Source organism: Anaerofustis stercorihominis (genome assembly GCF_005844425.1).
GTDB classification, from domain to species: domain Bacteria; phylum Bacillota; class Clostridia; order Eubacteriales; family Anaerofustaceae; genus Anaerofustis; species Anaerofustis butyriciformans.
Map to the genome: position 1 here is coordinate 35,478 of NZ_SPHL01000002.1, position 17,711 is coordinate 53,188.

Here is a 17,711-nt window from a genome sequence, read left to right on the forward strand (position 1 = left end):
GTCTTTTTTATTTGTTTTATAATCTTTCAATTACTTTCTTTGTAAATTCTTTTGTTCCAAGGTTTCCACCTAAATCTTGTGTTAGGTATTTACCTTCTTTAATTAATTCTTCAATTGTTTTTTCTATTCTAGCGCCTTCTTCCTTGTAACCTATATAGTTAAGCATTTTTGCACCTGCAAGAATACATGCTGTAGGATTTGCTATGTTTTTACCTGCAATATCAGGGGCTGAACCGTGTACAGCTTCAAAAATTGCACCGTCTTCACCAATGTTTGAACCTGTTGTAAGACCAAGACCGCCTATTAATCCTGCACAAAGGTCGCTTACAATATCTCCAAATAAGTTTGTTGCAAGTAATACATCATATTTTTCAGGGTGCATAACAAGGTTCATACAAGCTGCATCTATAATTAAATCATTAAGTTCAATTTCAGGATAATCCTTATGAACTTCATTTACTGCATCTAAAAATACTCTGTCTGTAAGTTTACAAATATTTGCTTTATGAAGAGCTGTTACCATTTTTCTGTTTTCTCTTCTTGCAAGTTCAAAAGCATATTTTGCAATTCTTTCACTGGCTTTTTTTGTGATAAGTCTTGTTGTTTCTGCTCCGCCTTCAATTTCTTTTTCAATTCCTGCATATAGTCCTTCAGTGTTTTCTCTGATTATTACAAGGTCAATATCTTCATATCTATTTTTTAGTCCTTCATATGTTTTTACAGGTCTCACGTTAGCATAAAGGTTAAGTTCTTTTCTTAAAGTTACATTTACGCTTCTAAATCCTTTACCTACAGGAGTTGTTACAGGTCCTTTTAGAGCTACTTTGTTTTTCTTTATACTATCAATTACTTTTTTAGGAAGTGGTTCACCGTATTTTTCAACGGCTTCAAGTCCTGCTATTTCTTCTTCAAAATTAATTTCTGCGCCTGTTGCTTTGATTACTTCAACGGCACTTGCCATTACTTCTTTTCCTATACCATCACCATAAATTAATGTTACGTTTTTCATGAATATTCTCCTTTTTTAAGCTTAACTGTTATTATACTTTACTTAAAGACATTTAACAATAGTAAAATGTCTAAATATTCAAAATATTAGACACTCGTATTAACTGGTATTATTTGACATAACCGTGTTTTTTATAGTAAAATTATAAAAGATAATTAAGTTTGAATTTAATGATTTTTATATATTATTTTAAGGAGGAGTTATGGACTATAAATTACTTATCACCGATTTGGACGGAACTATGCTTAATTCTAAAAGCGAAATTAGCGAAAGGAATTTAAAAGCAGTTCATGAACTTCAAAGAAGAGGGAAATTTATAAGTGTCGGAAGCGGCAGGCTTTATGTTGATGCAATAAAATATGCAAGACAACTTGGTTGTCAATATAATTACAATATTGCAAATGCAGGTCTTACGATATTTAAAGAGGGTGAAGAAGAATATGTTGCTCATTTTGAAGAAGGATATTATAAAAGAATAGTTGATATTTTAAGATACAATCATATTCCTTTTGTCGTTATGACAAGCGATTATGAAGGTTCTTTTTATGATGAAACAAGTGAAGAATTTGTCCATAGATGTAGAGAGTTAAATCAAGGAACGCTCATTGATTTTATTGAAGCTGATGTAAGAGATTTAAAAAACGTATATAAAATAAGTTCTTCTTACAGAAATGTTGATGATATTTTTCTTCATAGAGAAGTTGAAAGATTAAACCGTCAAATAAGAGCAGATATATCAGGAGAATATTTTATAGATTTATCTCCAAGAGGTATTTCAAAATGGACAGGTGCAATAAGGCTTGCAAAAGAAATGGGAATATCTACAAAAGAGATAATAGCAGTTGGAGATCAGGAAAATGATATGCAGATTGTTGCAAATGTAGGGCTTGGTGTTGCAATGAAAAATGCTGTGGACAGTTTAAAGAAAGTAGCAGATGTTGTTCTTCCTTATACCAATGATGAAGACGGAGTTGCTTATTTAATAGAAAAATATATGCTTTAAATTGATAATAATAATTGGTATTTGTTTAAATGATAGGGAGGATTTTATGAAATATAAACTTATTGTAATGGATGTTGATAATACGCTTTTATGCACAGATAAAAGTATATCAAAGAAGAATCTAAAAGCCATAAAAAAATGCATGGATAAAGGTGTAATGGTTTCTCTTGCCAGTGGAAGACCTGCACTTGATGTTTTATACTTTGCAAAACAAATAGGTATAGAAGATAATTATCACGTTTCCGATAACGGTGCAGGAATATTTAAAGGTAATGATAGAAAAATAATAAAAGAATTTAACAGAGATTTTTATCTTGATTTAATAGATAAACTTAAATCTAAAAATATAGAATGTGGAGTTTTCTCCAGTGAAAACTTTGATTTTGTTTATGAAGAGGGCGATGATGTAATTGCAAAGGGAATAAAAATATACTTCCCTGTTACAAAATCAAGAATAGGTAATATTAAAGATATAAAAGGAGTATACAAAGTAAGTGCATATTTTCATAATGATGAAGAATATGAATTTGTAAAAGGACTTGAAAAAGAAGGTGAAATGCAAGGTGTAGTACCTGATCCTAACTTTTTTGATATGATGCCTTATAATGTTACAAAAATTGAAGGTACAAGAGCAATAGCAGAAAAACTTGGAATTTCTATGGATGAAGTTATAGTAATGGGAGACCAGGGTAACGATTATACAAATGTAAAATATGCAGGTCTTGGAGTTGCTGTGGCAAATGCAACAGATGATTTAAAAGAGGTTGCGGATGTGGTTTTAAAGCAAAGTTGTGATGAAGATGCTGTGGCTTATGTAATAGATAAATATATTTTAGGAGAATAGACATTGAAGTACGAATTGCTTATTACAGATCTTGACGATACACTATTAAAAGATGACGGAACGATTTCTAAAAAGAATAAAGATGCACTTAGAAAACTTATAAACAGTGGTGGTAAAGTTGCTCTTGCAAGCGGAAGAGCAGAGCCAGCAATGGAAAATGTTATAAAAATGGTAGGGCTTAGTGATCAAAAACATCTTGCTCATAATGGACTTAGTGTTTTTAATTTAGATGGATACAGAAAAGTATACAATTTTATTCCAAAAGATGAGATTAAAAGGATTTTAGATTTATTAAAGGTAAATGATATAGAATCTAACGTACTTAGCTTAGATGGAATATTTCATAATCATAGTTATAAACTTGTTGATGTTATGGATAAGTATGAACATGGATATCCTGTAATTGATGTTGATTATACACCTTATGATATAGAAAATATATTCTTAATGTATGGGCTTATTAATAATGAAGAACAAAGAAAAATGATGCGTTCATGGGGGAATGATGTTATAGAAACGGGAGAGGGAAATGGTTTTGTAATATTCTTTGTAAGGGGAGAAGGAAAGTTTCAAGGTGCAAAAAGACTTGCAAAAGAGTTTGGGATTGATGAAGAAAAAATAGTATGTGTGGGAGACGGAGGGAATGACCTTCAAATGCTTAGGGATGCTCCTCTTGGAATAGCAGTTAAAAATGCAGTAGACGAAGCAAAAGAAGCTGCAAAAGTAGTTATTGATAAAACAAATGAAGAAGATGCAATAAGTTATGTAATAGAAAAATACTTTTTAGGAGAATAAACATGATTAAATTATTTGCGGTGGATTTAGATGATACTTTACTTAGGGACGGTAATATAATTTCAAAAGAAGACAAACAGGCTATAAGAGATTTAGAGGAAAGTGGTGTTAAGGTTGTTATTGCTTCGGGAAGAAGTGAACCTACTCTTAAAGATGTAATATTAGAACTTGGACTTGAAAAAAATAAACATGTAGGAGTAAATGGTGCATTAGTTCTTGATTTAAATGGAAAAAATGAATTTTCTAAATACATTGACAGGGATACATATGTAAACCTTATAGAAAGATTAAGAAGCGAAAACAGAGAATTTTTCTGTTACTGCGATGGGGGGCTTATGTATGAACATGTGGATAAACTTAGACCTCAAGTTGAGTATTTCCACTCTGCAAAGGCTCTTATTAAAGGGGATGTTATGAGTATTCCTCAGTGTCCTAGAGTAAATACATATTATGGTGATGAAGAAGAGCTTTCTTATGTAAGAAGTATATGTCCTGAAGGTTTGTATTCAACTGCAAATAGCGGTATTTTGGATTATATGCCAATAGGATTAAATAAATTTTCAGGGTTAGAACTTGTATTAAAGGAATATGGAATAGATAAAAAGGATGTTGCATGTATAGGGGATCAAGAAAGTGATCTTGATATGTTCAATAACTGTGGATATTCTTTTGCAGTAAGTAATTGCGATGATTTTGCAAGAGAAGCTGCTGATATAGTTCTTCCAAGAAGTCACAACGAAAACGGTGTTGCATATGCGATTTATAAATATTTATTAAAAGACGAAGATAAATTATCGAAGATTTAAGTAGAAAAAAATAAATAAATTCGGTATAATAGCCATGGCTTAATGTTATGGCTATTAATTTTATGGAGGAAAAAATGATAAAATTATTCGCAGTAGATATGGACGATACTTTCTTGGATAAGAATGATAATATGTCAAAAGAAAACATACAGGCAGTAAGAGACCTTGTAGATGCAGGAGTTAAGGTAGTTATAAATTCAGGTAGAACAGAAGTTTTAATGAGAGAACATATTCATGATTTAGGTCTTGAATATGTTAAACATGTTGCCGTAAACGGCGCTTTAATTCTTGATGTTAAAGGGGAAAATGAACTTATTTCTTATTTTAATAAAGAAGATTATGATAACTTTATAAAGATTTTAAGAAGGGAAAACAGAGGGTTTTTCTGTTTCCATAAAGACGGAATAATGTATGAGAATGCAGATGAAAAACTTATGAACCACATAAAAAGATTCCATACTTTGAAAATGGCTTGTGAAGGAGATACTCTTTCTCTTGATAAATGCTGCAGAGTAGCGGTTGTAAGAAACAATGAAGAGGATGTTCCTTATCTAAGAAGCCTTGCACCTAAAGGAGTTTATACAACTGCAAGACCTTTTGGTTCTTGTGTAAGTTATATGCCTGACGGACTTAACAAAGCAAACGGCTTAAAAGTCTTAATGGATGAATATGGAATAAATAGTGAAGAAGTTGCAAGTATTGGAGATCAAGAAGTAGATACATATATGTTTGATATATCAAAATATGCATTTGCAGTAAAAAACAGTGATGAAAAAACAAAACAGAGAGCAAATATAGTGTTGCCTAGAACAAATAATGAAAATGCATTTGCTTATGCTGTTTATAAGTATATTTTAAAAGATGAAAATAAACTTAAATTAGTTTAAAAAAAGAACGCATATGCGTTCTTTTTTATATTCCTTTTTTATATAAAATAAATGAGTATGCAATTGGTACTATTACCATTACTGCTACACTAGTTAAGAAAACAGCTTGAGGTAATCTGAAGAATGCCGATGCAATTTGAATTATTCCTGCTATAACCCATATGAAACCGGATAGTCTATGAGTTTTGTTCCAGTTTTCTTCACTGTTTAATGTCCATGGCAGTTTTACTCCCATTGTGTAATTTTGTTTGCATTTTGGAAGATAGTTTCCAATAATAATAAACACCAAACCCATTAATGCGAGAACAAAAGTCGATGTATTTATATTTTCATAAAGAGCAGATAATATAGATATAAAACAAAATAGAATTGTTAGTATCGGTATTATCCATTTACTTAATGTAAATATAACCTTTGAAGCATTTTTTCTTTTTGGGTCATTATTTATAAATACATTTACCAGCAAGTTTAAAGCAGCATAAACAAAAGGCATTACAAAGATAAATACTTCTTTTGATACATATCCGTCGGGATTTCCTGATGCGTCAAAATGTATCGGTAAACTTGTTGGAAGTTTGTTGTATACAAAAAGACATAAAATTGTAGGTATAAAACAACATATTGTTGAAAGGATTATTTCTTTATTTATTTTTATTTTCATCTTTTCCTCCGCTGAACTGAGATAACCACAACATTAATTCTTCAAATACAGATGTGTTTATATCGTAGTAAATAAAGTTTTTATATTTTGTTTCGAATATTAAATCCGCTTGTTTTAATTTTGATAAATGATAGGATACCGTTGCTGCAGTCATATCGAATTTTGAAGCAATTTCTCCTGCCGACATTCTGCCGTCTTTAAGCATTACAAGAATATCTCTTCTAACCGGATCAGACAGTGCCTTTAGTGTGTTTGCAAAACTCACTTTGTTATCTCCTTTCTTCTATTTAGATATTTTTCTAAATAGATATTATATCTTTCCTATAAAAAAGTCAAGAACTATTTAGAAAATTTTCTAAATAGTTCTCTTGTTTAAAATATTATTGTATTTTTGTATTATTTTATCTTTTTCTTTATTGTCTAATTCATTTATAGGGATAATGGCTTTAGGATATTTTTCAAATTTGCCAATTTCTAAGCTATACCATGCTGTGTCATACCAGTTATTATCTTTATACCCACTTTTTTCAAAAAATCCTATTTCTTTAAATCCTAATTTTTCATGGAATTTATTACTTCCCAGTGTTTTATGTACGGTTATACAGGCATATACTATTTTAAAGTTTTGTTTTTTTAGTATTTCTATTAATGCCATGTATAAATTTTTTCCTATGCCTTTTTTATTATATCCCTCTTTTATATATATAGACAGTTCTACCGTGTAGTCATAGGCTTTTCTTCCTTTGTATTCACTTGCATAAGCATATCCTATAATTTTATTATTTTCTTCACATACCAAATAAGGATATTTACTTGTTATTTTTCTTATTCTTTCTTTAAATTCCTTAATACTTGGTACGTCATATTCAAAAGTAATGGGAGTATTTAATATATAAGGTTCGTATATTTTAAGAATGTCTTTTGTATCTTCAATTGTAACTTGTCTTATGTTTAATTTGTCCATTTATAATACCTTCTTAGTTTATAATAATTATCTATTTTAAATTAAATAAATAATATAGTCAATTTTAAATTAACTCAATTTGAATGTTTAATGTTATATAGACTTAATATCAAATCAATTGTAGTAAAAAATAAGAGAGTAAATACAGCATATACTATGGCTCTTTGAGATAAGTTTTCTTTTACAATTTCCAGTAAAATTGGATGAAGAAAGTTAAGCAGAAAAAGCCCAAAAACTCCAAATACTATAAACCCAATGGCACAGACTCTGCCGTCTAAATTAAATAAGTTATTTGAATAATCCCAGTATTTTTTATCAAATTTTTTTTCTAAAATGTAAGAGCTAATATATTCTATGGTGCATGAAAAAAATCCAACAAGAAAAAATAATGGAAGAGTATCTATATGGAAATTATAAAAAACTAATATAAGAAGAATACATCCAAAACCGTAAATGGGTCTTAAAGGACCGTAAAGAAATCCCCTTGAGTTAATTGGAACTTTGTTTTTTAAATTAATTAATGTTTCATAAATATATCCAAGAAAACTATATATAAATATAAAAAGAATGGTTGTAAAGAAATTCATAAAAATACCTTTTATTTTTTATAATGTGTAAAACTAAATAAAAAATACGAAAAAGAATAAACAAAAAGAAATTTTTTTCATAGTATATTTTGAAGGATATTATTTTGGAGGTAAATATGGTAGATGTATATATTTCTCCGTCAGTGCAACATTTTAATTTAGGTTATGACGGGTTTGGAAGCGAAGAAGAAAGAATGAACGAGATTGCGGATATTGTTGAATACGAACTTAACAGGCATGGGCTTGTAACGGCGAGGAATTCTCCTAATATGACTCTTGCACAAGTTGTTGAGGATTCAAACAGCATTAAACCGAGGGTTCATGTTGCAATACATTCTAATGCTTCAAATGGAGAAGCCAGAGGTGCTGAAATCTATGCTCACAGGTTTGGCGGTGAAGGTGAAAAACTTGCAAGGGATATTTATCCTTATCTTGAAATGTTAACACCTACTGATGATTTGGGCGTAAAAGAGGGGTATTTAACCTTTAACGGAAAAGGAATGTATGAACTTAGAAAAACAGTATCTCCTGCGGTGCTTATGGAAGTTGCTTTTCATGATAATCCAGAAGACAGCGATTTTATCATAAATAATATATATGAATACGGTGTAGGTATTGCTAAAGGTATACTTGATTATTTTAATATACCTTATGTTGGAGACAGTAAAGAAAATATTGATTTTTTAAAAAATAAATATAACGGAAAATATTATGAATAAAAATTGCTTTCTTTTTTAATAATAAAATAAAAAAGGAAGTTAGTATGGATAACACAATTAAATTATTGGAATTTATTTATAAAAATGCAAAAATGGGCTCAACTTCTATTGAAGATTTGATAGATGTTAACGAAGATTTAAGATTTAGAGATGAACTTGTTCATGAGAAAGAAACTTATGATGCTTTTGTTAAAAAAGTAATAAAAGTAATGAATGATATGGGCAAGGAAGTAAAAGATTTATCTTATTTTTCAGAACTTCAAAGTTATTTTATGATAAAAATGGAAACAATAAAGGATAAATCTGTTGAACATCTTGCGGGAATGATGATGCAGGGAAGTACGATGGGAATAGTTCAAATAACAAAGAAAATAAGAGATTATAAAGACAGCGACAAAAGAGTTGTTGCTTTAGCAAAAGAACTTCTTGAAATAGAAGAACAGAATTTTTATGAACTTAAAAAGTATTTATAAAACAGGCTATGCCTGTTTTTTAGTATAATTAAATTTTTATTTCATATATTTAATTGATGAGAAGAAAATTAAATATTAAAAGAAAATTTTATAAAAAAGTATTATATTTTATTTTAAATTTATTTTTTACTTTTATTATTTTATATCCTGTTTTAAATGATATTGATACAATATTCTATCTATTTAATAAAAATTATATTATAAGTAAAAACGAAACAAACCTTATAGAATATAAGGCTGAAAAATCTGATTTTATTAAACCTGTGGAGGGAGTAATTACAAGTGAATTTTCTTATAGAATTCACCCAATAACAGGTAAAAAAACAAAACATAACGGTATTGATATTGGAGCAAAGTGGCATGATGACATAAAGGCAACGGCAGATGGAGAAGTTGTTGAAGTGGGGTGTGATAAAGAAGGGTATGGAAATTACATAAAAATAAAACATGAGTATGACATATATTCTTTTTATGCTCATCTATCAAAAATAAGTGTAAAAGAAGGGCAGAAGGTCAAGCAGGGATATGTTATAGGAAAAGAAGGGGGAGATCCTAAAAAAGATAAGAATCCAGGCTCCTCTACGGGGCATCATCTGCATTTTGAAATAAGGACATCTTCAGATGTTAAAGATTGTATAAATCCTCTTATATTTGTTGATTATAAATAAAAAAAGAGCATAAGCTCTTTTTTTACAAACAATTTTATTTTAGGGAAATATATATATTATTTTAATGAGTTAATTAGTTCTACTAATTCATTTTTTGAAAGTCTTCCTTGAGATCTTTCTACTTGTTTTCCGTTTTTATAAATTAATAATGTAGGAATTGACATTACTCTATTTTTCATTGCAAGCATTCTTTCTTCATCAACGTTTACCTTGCATATTTTTACATCATCCATTTCTTCGCTTACTTCATCAATTATAGGTGAAAAAGCTTGGCAAGGTCCGCACCATGGAGCCCAGAAATCTACTACTACCAATTTGTCATCATTAATTTCACTTTTAAATGTTTTATTTGTTAAATTCATTACACTCATTTTATTTACCTCTTTTCTTATCTTTGATTATATTATAAATAAATAAAAATATAATACAGTGACTAAGTCACATAGAGATGAAATTTATAAATTTATTGACATAATAATGTTTTATAAAATAAAATAATAATAATTGGCAAAGAAAGATATGAAAATATTATTAGTAGCACTTTTAACTTTATTTTTAATATTAAATGTAGGTGTTGTATATATTTTGCAAATGAAAATCAAAATAGAGATGAAAAAGATTCTGTTGTTACTTCAAATGGAATAGCGCTGAGAATGTAGATTTTTATATCTACATAATAAATGTAAACAACTTACTCTTGCAAAAGATATTGATTATGTTATTAAAAAAGAGATAACAGATAAAAGTATAGATTTTTATATAACTTTTAAAGGAAATTATGAAGGTGTAGTTAAAGAAGAGTGTTAATATAAAAGATAGTGAAAATATGGAAGTCGTAAAAAATTAAAAGAAGAAAAATAAAAAGGGAAAGAAAATGGAAACAAATAATATAGAAGAAACTCTTTCTTATTTAATTCCCGTATGGGACAAAATGGAAGAAAAACATAAAAATCTTATTTTAAATAATATTGAATATAAAACATTTAAACAAAATGATGCTGTTCATGACAATGATGTAAGCTGTCTTGGTTTGGTACTTATAAAAAAAGGTAAGCTTAGAGCATATATGGTTTCTGAGAGTGGAAGAGAAATAAGCCTTTATTATCTAAATGATATGGATATTTGTTTAATGTCTGCATCTTGTGCCATGAAAGATATCTCAATTGATGTGTTTATAGATGCGATGGAAGAAAGCGAAGTCATAATAATTCCTACAATTATATATAATAGGATTTCAAAAGAGTCTTTAGTTTTCTCAAATTATATAAATGAAATAATGGCTTCAAGATTTTCTGATGTGATGTGGCTTTTAGAGCAGGTTATGTTTAAGAAGTTCGACCAAAGGCTTGCGGAATTTGTTCTTTATCATATGAACGACGATAAAAAATTAAATATGACCCATGAACAAATTGCAAATCACCTAGGAAGTGCCAGGGAAGTTGTAAGCAGGATGCTTAAACATTTTGTTTCTTGTGGGTACATAAAATTATATAGAGGTGGTATTGAGGTAGTTGATGAAAAAGGTCTTAATCGTATTAGTGAATGAAATGAATAAAAATATATAAATAAGGGAGAAAAGATATGTTGCAAATTGATTTAACAGGAAAAAAAGCTTTTATTACAGGAGGAAGCAGAGGCGTTGGAAAAGCTATTTGTCTTACATTAGCAGATTGTGGAGCAGATGTAGCTTTTACTTATCTTTCAAGAGATGAAGCAGCAATGGAAGTAGTAAGAGAAATTGAGGATATGGGAAGAAAAGCTTTATGCTATAAATGTGATGTTGGTAATTTTGAGCAGATGAAAGAAGTTCTATCGGATGTTAAAAATAAGTTTAGTAAACTTGATATTATTATAAATAATGCGGGTGGCTCTAAGGTATTTGAAATTGATGAGCTTACCCCTGAATATCTTGACAGTGTATTAAAATCAAACTTATACGGTTCTTTTTATTCTATAATGGCAGGCGGTTTGGATTTATTAAGAGAAGCCGGTGGAGGAAGTATAATAAATATAGGTTCTTCTGCAATGTATTCAGGTATGGGCGGAGGCCCTCAGTATTCTTCTGCTAAGGCAGGGCTTATGGGACTTACGAGATATATGGCTGTTCAATATGGCAGTGAAAATATAAGATGTAATACTCTTGCAATTTCTCTTATAAAAACAGAACAGTTAAATAAGTTTGATGAAGAAATGACAAAGAAAAAAATCGCTACTGTTCCTGTTGGAAGACTTGGTACTCCTGAAGATGTAGCTTATATGGCAGCATTCTTATCAAGTGATATGGCAACTTATGTAAGCGGCGAAATTATCCTTATGGATGGTGCAAGAACATATGCAAAATAAAACTCCTTATGGGAGTTTTTTTGTTTTTATAAATGAATTATATAAGTTTTAAATAAATCATTTTGTAATATTAAAATTTCATTAAAAATAGAAAATAAATTTAAATAATCTATTGACAAAGTATAGTCGTGGTGGTATATTTATGACAGTGTTAGCACTCATGTTTAAAGAGTGCTAATAAGAAGGAGAAAGGAAAATGAACTGGGAAGATAGAAAGTTTATTATTTTAAATGCAATAATACATGATTATATTAAAACAGCAGAACCTGTTGGTTCAAGAACTCTTGAAAAAAAATATAAGCTTGGTGTATCTTCTGCAACTATCAGAAATGAAATGTCCGATTTGGAAGATATGGGCTTATTAATAAAACCTCATACTTCTGCGGGTAGAATTCCTTCTACTACGGCATATAGATTATATGTCGATAACTTTATGAAGAAAAATGCTTTAGATGAAAAAATAAGAGATGTTGTTAAAGCTGAGTATGAAAATTATATGTTTGAACTTAATAAAACAATAGAACAAACACTTAATATTCTTACTAAAATGACGAATTATACTTCTCTTGTTATGGCTCCAAGACTTTCATCTTTAAATGTAAAAGACGTAAAACTTGTTTACATTGAAGAAAAAAGAGTCATGATTATCGTTGTAACAAAAGAAGGTCTTATCAAAAATGCAGAGATAAGGTTAAAATACAGCGTTACTTTAGAGCAGCTAGAAAAAATAAATAATTTCCTTATTTCAATAATAAGAAACAGACCTGCAAATGAAGTAATTGAACTTCTAGGTAAAGCAATTGACGGTTTAAGTGAAGATGAAAACAGAATTTTATCGGAAATAATGCCTGTATTTAGAAGTTTAGTTGAAAAGGCGCATTCTTCAAAGATTTATTCTAAAGGAGTAAGCAAAATATTAAACTATCCGGAATTTGAGGATTTGGAAAAAGCTAAACACTTTATTGATTCTGTAAACAGCAAAGATACATTGGAAAATGCAATACTATCTGCTGTGGATGATGATAAAGATATTCATATAGTTATAGGTAATGAAAACAAAGTTGAGGACTTTAGTGATTGTTCGATTATAACTGCCGATTATAAATTAAACGGCAAAACAATAGGAACAATTGGTGTTATTGGTCCTACAAGGATGAATTACGATTATGCTATTTCAACACTTGATGTTTTAAGTGATGAACTAACAAAGCATATTTCAAAAATATTTGAAAAGTGAGGTAGCTAAATGGATAATGGTAATATTAAAGATATAAATGAGCTTAGAAAAGAAAAAGAAGAAAAAGAAAAACAAAAAAATATGAAAGATGAAGAAAAAGAAGTGAAGAAAGAAGAAAACAAAGAACAGATAAAAGAAGAAAAAGTAAATGAAACAATAGAGGAAAAAGAAGAAGTTAAAGAAGAAAAGAAAGAAGAGAGCTTTGAAGAAAAATATAATAAATTAAATGAGAGCTATCTTAGAATTTTAGCCGATTTTGATAATTATAAGAAAAGAGCTGCAAAAGACAGAGAGGCAATGATTATTTATTCAACATCTAAATTCGCAGAAGGCTTATTTCCTATAATTGACAACTTCAAAAGAGCTCTTGAAAGTGAGGAGGATAAAGAAAGCGGTTTTTATGCAGGTGTTAACATGATATTCACTCAATTAAGTGAACTGTTAAAAAGTGAAGGAATTGAGACAATCGAAGCTATTGATACCGCATTTGATCCAAACAAACACAATGCGGTAGCAGTTGACAAGGTTGAAGATAAAGAAGATAATATTGTTCTTGAAGTTTTTCAAGACGGATATGTTTATAAAGAAAAAGTCTTAAGACCGGCTATGGTCAAAGTTAATAAGTTAAAATAGATTTTATAAAAAGGAGAGATTTAAAATGAGTAAAGAAAAAATTATAGGTATCGATTTAGGTACAACAAATTCATGTGTAGCAGTATTAGAAGGTGGGGAAGCTGTTGTTATAGCTAATGCAGAAGGCGCAAGAACTACTCCATCAGTAGTAGCATTTACAAATGACGGAGAAAGATTAATTGGTCAAGTAGCTAAAAACCAAGCAGTTACAAACCCAGAAAAAACAGTTGCTTCAATTAAAAGACATATGGGAAGCGATTATAAAGTTGATATTGATGGTAAAAAATATACACCACAAGAAATTTCAGCTTTTGTATTACAAAAATTGAAAAAAGATGCTGAAAGTTATTTAGGACAAACTGTTTCTAAAGCAGTTATTACAGTTCCTGCTTACTTTACAGATGCTCAAAGACAAGCAACAAAAGACGCTGGTAAAATCGCAGGTCTTGAAGTTTTAAGAATTATCAACGAACCAACAGCAGCAGCTCTTGCTTATGGTCTTGATAAAGAAGAAAATCAAACAGTTATGATTTTCGACCTTGGTGGTGGTACATTCGATGTATCTATCTTGGAACTTGCTGATGGCGTATTTGAAGTTAAAGCAACAAATGGTAATAACCACTTAGGTGGGGATGACTTTGATAATAAAATCATTGAATATCTAATTTCTGAATTCAAAAAAGCTAACGGTATTGATTTAAGCGGCGATAAAATGGCAATGCAAAGACTTAAAGAAAGTGCTGAAAAAGCTAAGATTGAACTTTCAAGTAAAACAACAGCTCAAATCAATATTCCATTCATTACAATGGACGCAGCTGGTCCTAAACATTTAGACGTAACTTTAACAAGAGCTAAGTTTGATGAACTTACAGCAGACCTTGTTGAAGCAACAATGGAACCAGTAAGAAAAGCAATCGCTGACTCTGGTTTATCAGCAAGCGATATTCATAAAGTAGTACTTGTTGGTGGTTCAACAAGAATTCCGGCAGTTCAAGAAGCTGTTAAGAGAATCACAGGAAAAGAAGCTGATAAAGGTATCAACCCTGATGAATGTGTAGCAATTGGTGCTGCTATTCAAGGTGGTGTACTTGCAGGGGATGTTCAAGACGTATTACTTCTTGATGTAACTCCATTATCACTTGGTATTGAAACTCTTGGTGGAGTATTCACTAAATTAATCGACAGAAACACAACTATTCCAACAAAGAAAAGCCAAGTATTCTCAACAGCTGCAGATGGTCAAACAGCAGTAGATATTCATGTTCTTCAAGGGGAGAGAGGAATGGCTGCCGATAATAAAACATTAGGTAGATTCCAACTTACAGGAATTCCTGCAGCTCCAAGAGGAGTACCACAAATCGAAGTAACATTTGATATTGATGCTAATGGTATCGTTAATGTTACAGCAAAAGATTTAGGTACAGGAAAAGAACAAAACGTTGTAATCCAATCTTCTTCTAACATGTCTAAAGAAGAAATTGATAAAGCTGTAAAAGAAGCTGAACAATATGCTAACGAAGATAAAGCAAAAGAAGAAGAAATTAATACAAGAAATAACGCCGATGCAGCAGTTTACAATGCTGAAAAGACATTAAAAGATCTTGGCGATAAAGTAACAGATACAGAAAAAGCTCCTGTTGAAGATGCAATTAAAGACTTAAAAGAAAAATTAGAAGGTTCTGATACAGAAGCAATTAAAAAAGCAACAGAAAAATTAAGTGAAGCTTTATATCCAATAGCAGAAAAATTATATGCTGATCAAGCTAACCAACAAAACGCAGGTGCAAATGCTCAAGGTACAAGCGATGCTGGAAAACAAGATGATAATGTTGTTGATGCAGATTATGAAGTAGTAGATGATGACGATAAATAATTAAAACAACTTCACCCTGCTAAGTAGATACTTTGCGGGGTGATTTTTCAAATTTAAAAGGGAGTAGATAATAATGGCAAAAAGGGATTATTACGAGGTTTTGGGCGTAGATAAAAGTGCCAGCGAAGCTGATATAAAGAAAGCATATAGAAAACTTGCTATGAAATATCATCCTGACAGAAATCCTGGTGATAAAGAAGCAGAAGAAAAGTTTAAAGAAATAAACGAAGCTTATGAAGTTTTATCTGATGCTGATAAAAAAGCCAAATACGATCAATTCGGTCATGCTGCTTTTGATCCAAACATGGGCGGTGGAGCCGGTTTTGGCGGTGCCGGATTTGGTGGATTTGAAGATATGTTTGGTGATATCTTCGGTTCAATGTTTGGCGGCGGATTTTCTTCAGGTGCAAATAGACAAAATGCTCGTCAAAAAGGTAGAGATTTAAGAGTTAATCTTTCAATATCTTTTAATGATGCAATTTTTGGATGTAAAAAAGAAATCAAATTAAAAAGAACAGAAACTTGTGAAACCTGTGCAGGCAGGGGGGCTGTAAATGATGCTGACATTAAAACATGTGAAACTTGTCATGGAACAGGTCAAGTAAGAGTAACTCAACAAAGCTTGTTTGGAACTGTTCAAACAGTAAAAACTTGTAGTGAATGTAATGGTACAGGTAAGAAAATTATTAAACCTTGTCCTACATGTTCCGGCAGCGGTACTGTAAGAAAAGAAAGAGTTATTTCAATTAGAATTCCGGCAGGTGTTGATACAGGAAGTGTTCTTCCTTTAAGAGGCGAAGGTGAAGCCGGTAAAAACGGAGGTCCTAACGGAGATGTATATATTTACATAACTGTAAAACCTCATCAAATATTTACAAGAGACGGTAGCGATATTTATTGCAAAATACCGATAACTTTTGTTCAAGCAGCTTTAGGGGATCATATAATGGTGCCTACTGTTGATGGACAGGTTAAACTAAAAATTCCTGAAGGAACACAATCAGGTCAAGTATTTAAACTTAAAAATAAAGGTATTCAAAATGCCAACGGTTTTGGCAAAGGTAACCAATATGTTGAAATAAAAGTTGAAGTTCCTAAGAACTTAACAGAAAAACAAAAATCTAAGTTAAGAGAATTCGGGGAACTTTCAAGTGATAAAAACAATGAACAAAATAAAAGTTTCTGGGATAAGGTAAAAGATAACTTTAAATAAAAAGACTTCTTTAGAAGTCTTTTTTTATGTTATATTATAAATATAAATTTTGGAGGAAATAAAGTTATGCTTGATAGAATACCAAGTAAAGAGGATATGACAGTTTTGGTAGGACAATCTTTATATGATGTTTGGGAAAAGTTGTGTAATTTAATTGATGAAAGATATGAAATGGATAGGTTATGGAATACCGGCGGTAAGAAATGGGCTTATGAATATAAATATCTAAGAGGTGGTAAAACACTTTGTGCATTATATGCTAAAGAAAATTGTATAGGATTTATGGTTATACTTGGAAAAGAAGAAAGAGCAAAGTTTGAAGAAGGGAGAAACATTTATTCTAAAGAAGTTCAAAAAGTTTATGATGAAGCGAAAACATATCGTGATGGTAAATGGATAATGTTTGAGCCAACAAATACCGAGCAATTTGATGATTATATTAAGTTACTTACTATAAAGAGAAAACCAAATAGAAAATAATATTTTTAAGTTATATATTTTAGATGAATTTAATTAAAATTTGTGAGGTGAAAATAAAGTGGAATTGGAAATAATTGAAATAAAAGACAGAGATTCTATTTTAATACAGAATTTATTAGATGTATGGGAAAGTTCGGTTAAAGCTACTCATTTATTTTTATCTAAAGAAGAAATAAATAATATTAAGAAGTATGTTCCTTTTGCTATAAAAGAAGTACCTGTTTTAGTGATAGCTAAAAATGTAGATAAAAACATAACTGGATTTATGGGGACTAAAGATAAGATTCTTGAAATGTTATTTATTTCAGATAAATATAGAGGGCAGGGAATAGGAAAGATGTTGTTACAATATGGAATAAAAAATTATAATATAAATGAACTTACAGTAAATGAACAAAATCCCCTTGCAAAAAAGTTTTATGAGTATATGGGCTTTAAAGTTTATAAAAGAATGGAGCTAGATGAACAGGGCAATCCTTATCCATTATTGTATATGAAAATGACTGAATAAATTTT

22 protein-coding genes are annotated in these 17,711 nt (G+C 30.1%); 16 read left to right on the forward strand and 6 right to left on the reverse strand.

Annotated features, from left to right (window positions below; all coding sequences use genetic code 11):
- Positions 1–16: 16 nt before the first annotated feature.
- A complete protein-coding gene (locus FGQ49_RS01130) occupies positions 17–1,009 on the reverse strand; it encodes an isocitrate/isopropylmalate dehydrogenase family protein (protein ID WP_138268085.1) in 993 nt (330 codons plus the stop codon).
- A gap of 202 nt (positions 1,010–1,211) precedes the next feature.
- On the opposite strand from FGQ49_RS01130, the gene FGQ49_RS01135 reads away from it, so the two are divergent.
- The 5 genes from FGQ49_RS01135 (at position 1,212) to FGQ49_RS01155 (ending at position 5,344) form a co-directional block, all read left to right on the forward strand.
- The gene (locus FGQ49_RS01135) at positions 1,212–2,012 is read left to right on the forward strand and encodes a Cof-type HAD-IIB family hydrolase (protein WP_138268086.1); all 801 of its coding nucleotides are present in this window, start codon (positions 1,212–1,214) and stop codon (positions 2,010–2,012) included.
- 46 nt (positions 2,013–2,058) lie between these two features.
- Positions 2,059–2,856, forward strand: a complete 798-nt coding sequence (locus tag FGQ49_RS01140; protein ID WP_138268087.1) for a Cof-type HAD-IIB family hydrolase — start codon at positions 2,059–2,061, stop codon at positions 2,854–2,856.
- Positions 2,857–2,859: 3 nt separating this feature from the next.
- Complete coding sequence (locus tag FGQ49_RS01145; protein WP_138268088.1) at positions 2,860–3,651, forward strand: HAD-IIB family hydrolase; 792 nt, start codon at positions 2,860–2,862, stop codon at positions 3,649–3,651.
- A 2-nt stretch (positions 3,652–3,653) separates the two neighbouring features.
- Complete coding sequence (locus FGQ49_RS01150; protein WP_138268089.1) at positions 3,654–4,457, forward strand: HAD family hydrolase; 804 nt, start codon at positions 3,654–3,656, stop codon at positions 4,455–4,457.
- Positions 4,458–4,531: 74 nt separating this feature from the next.
- Positions 4,532–5,344, forward strand: coding sequence for an HAD-IIB family hydrolase (locus tag FGQ49_RS01155; protein ID WP_171020549.1), 813 nt, complete (start codon positions 4,532–4,534; stop codon positions 5,342–5,344).
- Between the two features lie 25 nt (positions 5,345–5,369).
- On the opposite strand, the gene FGQ49_RS01160 is transcribed toward FGQ49_RS01155, so the two are convergent.
- The 4 genes from FGQ49_RS01160 to FGQ49_RS01175 all read right to left on the reverse strand — a co-directional run bounded on the left by FGQ49_RS01160 (position 5,370) and on the right by FGQ49_RS01175 (position 7,556).
- The gene (locus FGQ49_RS01160) at positions 5,370–6,005 is read right to left on the reverse strand and encodes an SdpI family protein (protein ID WP_138268091.1); all 636 of its coding nucleotides are present in this window, start codon (positions 6,003–6,005) and stop codon (positions 5,370–5,372) included.
- The gene (locus FGQ49_RS01165; protein ID WP_138268092.1) at positions 5,986–6,270 is read right to left on the reverse strand and encodes an autorepressor SdpR family transcription factor; all 285 of its coding nucleotides are present in this window, start codon (positions 6,268–6,270) and stop codon (positions 5,986–5,988) included. Before FGQ49_RS01165 ends, FGQ49_RS01160 begins: the two co-directional genes overlap by 20 nt.
- A 90-nt stretch (positions 6,271–6,360) precedes the next feature.
- A complete protein-coding gene (locus FGQ49_RS01170; protein WP_138268093.1) occupies positions 6,361–6,969 on the reverse strand; it encodes a GNAT family N-acetyltransferase in 609 nt (202 codons plus the stop codon).
- A 74-nt stretch (positions 6,970–7,043) separates the two neighbouring features.
- Positions 7,044–7,556 carry a putative ABC transporter permease gene (locus FGQ49_RS01175; RefSeq protein WP_138268094.1) on the reverse strand — a complete coding sequence of 171 codons (513 nt, stop codon included), beginning with the start codon at positions 7,554–7,556 and terminating at the stop codon, positions 7,044–7,046.
- 116 nt (positions 7,557–7,672) lie between these two features.
- Here FGQ49_RS01175 and FGQ49_RS01180 point away from each other — a divergent pair, with 116 nt between their 5' ends.
- Genes FGQ49_RS01180 through FGQ49_RS01190 form a run of 3 tightly spaced genes read left to right on the forward strand, consistent with a single transcriptional unit; the run spans position 7,673 to position 9,416 of the window.
- Positions 7,673–8,275: an N-acetylmuramoyl-L-alanine amidase family protein gene (locus tag FGQ49_RS01180; protein WP_138268095.1), complete on the forward strand. Its 603-nt coding sequence runs from the start codon at positions 7,673–7,675 to the stop codon at positions 8,273–8,275.
- Between the two features lie 44 nt (positions 8,276–8,319).
- Positions 8,320–8,748: a hypothetical protein gene (locus FGQ49_RS01185; RefSeq protein WP_138268096.1), complete on the forward strand. Its 429-nt coding sequence runs from the start codon at positions 8,320–8,322 to the stop codon at positions 8,746–8,748.
- A gap of 56 nt (positions 8,749–8,804) precedes the next feature.
- The gene (locus FGQ49_RS01190) at positions 8,805–9,416 is read left to right on the forward strand and encodes a M23 family metallopeptidase (protein ID WP_138268097.1); all 612 of its coding nucleotides are present in this window, start codon (positions 8,805–8,807) and stop codon (positions 9,414–9,416) included.
- A gap of 56 nt (positions 9,417–9,472) precedes the next feature.
- Here FGQ49_RS01190 and trxA read toward each other — a convergent pair whose 3' ends face one another.
- Positions 9,473–9,808, reverse strand: coding sequence for a thioredoxin (gene trxA / locus FGQ49_RS01195; protein WP_279222098.1), 336 nt, complete (start codon positions 9,806–9,808; stop codon positions 9,473–9,475).
- A 482-nt stretch (positions 9,809–10,290) separates the two neighbouring features.
- Here trxA and FGQ49_RS01200 point away from each other — a divergent pair, with 482 nt between their 5' ends.
- The 8 genes from FGQ49_RS01200 (at position 10,291) to FGQ49_RS01235 (ending at position 17,706) form a co-directional block, all read left to right on the forward strand.
- On the forward strand, positions 10,291–10,962 hold the full coding sequence (locus FGQ49_RS01200; protein ID WP_138268099.1) for a Crp/Fnr family transcriptional regulator: 672 nt from the start codon (positions 10,291–10,293) through the stop codon (positions 10,960–10,962).
- A 35-nt stretch (positions 10,963–10,997) separates the two neighbouring features.
- On the forward strand, positions 10,998–11,759 hold the full coding sequence (locus FGQ49_RS01205; protein ID WP_138268100.1) for an SDR family NAD(P)-dependent oxidoreductase: 762 nt from the start codon (positions 10,998–11,000) through the stop codon (positions 11,757–11,759).
- Positions 11,760–11,955: 196 nt separating this feature from the next.
- Positions 11,956–12,996: a heat-inducible transcriptional repressor HrcA gene (gene hrcA, locus FGQ49_RS01210; protein ID WP_138268101.1), complete on the forward strand. Its 1,041-nt coding sequence runs from the start codon at positions 11,956–11,958 to the stop codon at positions 12,994–12,996.
- Between the two features lie 9 nt (positions 12,997–13,005).
- Positions 13,006–13,629 carry a nucleotide exchange factor GrpE gene (grpE, locus tag FGQ49_RS01215; RefSeq protein WP_138268102.1) on the forward strand — a complete coding sequence of 208 codons (624 nt, stop codon included), beginning with the start codon at positions 13,006–13,008 and terminating at the stop codon, positions 13,627–13,629.
- Between the two features lie 25 nt (positions 13,630–13,654).
- Positions 13,655–15,502, forward strand: coding sequence for a molecular chaperone DnaK (gene dnaK, locus FGQ49_RS01220; protein ID WP_138268103.1), 1,848 nt, complete (start codon positions 13,655–13,657; stop codon positions 15,500–15,502).
- Between the two features lie 73 nt (positions 15,503–15,575).
- The gene (gene dnaJ, locus FGQ49_RS01225; RefSeq protein WP_138268104.1) at positions 15,576–16,715 is read left to right on the forward strand and encodes a molecular chaperone DnaJ; all 1,140 of its coding nucleotides are present in this window, start codon (positions 15,576–15,578) and stop codon (positions 16,713–16,715) included.
- Positions 16,716–16,781: 66 nt separating this feature from the next.
- Entirely contained in the window at positions 16,782–17,195 is a 414-nt protein-coding gene (locus FGQ49_RS01230) for a DUF3788 domain-containing protein (RefSeq protein ID WP_138268105.1), read from the forward strand.
- Positions 17,196–17,259: 64 nt separating this feature from the next.
- On the forward strand, positions 17,260–17,706 hold the full coding sequence (locus FGQ49_RS01235; protein ID WP_138268147.1) for a GNAT family N-acetyltransferase: 447 nt from the start codon (positions 17,260–17,262) through the stop codon (positions 17,704–17,706).
- Positions 17,707–17,711 lie beyond the last annotated feature (5 nt).

Coding starts and splice junctions, on each gene's coding strand:
- FGQ49_RS01160 (WP_138268091.1), bottom strand. CDS start 6,005: ATGAAAATAAAAATAAATAAAGAAATAATCCTTTCAACAATATGTTGT.
- grpE (WP_138268102.1), top strand. CDS start 13,006: ATGGATAATGGTAATATTAAAGATATAAATGAGCTTAGAAAAGAAAAA.
- FGQ49_RS01205 (WP_138268100.1), top strand. CDS start 10,998: ATGTTGCAAATTGATTTAACAGGAAAAAAAGCTTTTATTACAGGAGGA.
- FGQ49_RS01230 (WP_138268105.1), top strand. CDS start 16,782: ATGCTTGATAGAATACCAAGTAAAGAGGATATGACAGTTTTGGTAGGA.
- FGQ49_RS01190 (WP_138268097.1), top strand. CDS start 8,805: ATGAGAAGAAAATTAAATATTAAAAGAAAATTTTATAAAAAAGTATTA.
- FGQ49_RS01185 (WP_138268096.1), top strand. CDS start 8,320: ATGGATAACACAATTAAATTATTGGAATTTATTTATAAAAATGCAAAA.
- hrcA (WP_138268101.1), top strand. CDS start 11,956: ATGAACTGGGAAGATAGAAAGTTTATTATTTTAAATGCAATAATACAT.
- FGQ49_RS01140 (WP_138268087.1), top strand. CDS start 2,059: ATGAAATATAAACTTATTGTAATGGATGTTGATAATACGCTTTTATGC.
- FGQ49_RS01130 (WP_138268085.1), bottom strand. CDS start 1,009: ATGAAAAACGTAACATTAATTTATGGTGATGGTATAGGAAAAGAAGTA.
- dnaJ (WP_138268104.1), top strand. CDS start 15,576: ATGGCAAAAAGGGATTATTACGAGGTTTTGGGCGTAGATAAAAGTGCC.
- FGQ49_RS01135 (WP_138268086.1), top strand. CDS start 1,212: ATGGACTATAAATTACTTATCACCGATTTGGACGGAACTATGCTTAAT.
- dnaK (WP_138268103.1), top strand. CDS start 13,655: ATGAGTAAAGAAAAAATTATAGGTATCGATTTAGGTACAACAAATTCA.
- FGQ49_RS01170 (WP_138268093.1), bottom strand. CDS start 6,969: ATGGACAAATTAAACATAAGACAAGTTACAATTGAAGATACAAAAGAC.
- FGQ49_RS01175 (WP_138268094.1), bottom strand. CDS start 7,556: ATGAATTTCTTTACAACCATTCTTTTTATATTTATATATAGTTTTCTT.
- FGQ49_RS01200 (WP_138268099.1), top strand. CDS start 10,291: ATGGAAACAAATAATATAGAAGAAACTCTTTCTTATTTAATTCCCGTA.
- FGQ49_RS01150 (WP_138268089.1), top strand. CDS start 3,654: ATGATTAAATTATTTGCGGTGGATTTAGATGATACTTTACTTAGGGAC.
- FGQ49_RS01180 (WP_138268095.1), top strand. CDS start 7,673: ATGGTAGATGTATATATTTCTCCGTCAGTGCAACATTTTAATTTAGGT.
- FGQ49_RS01155 (WP_171020549.1), top strand. CDS start 4,532: ATGATAAAATTATTCGCAGTAGATATGGACGATACTTTCTTGGATAAG.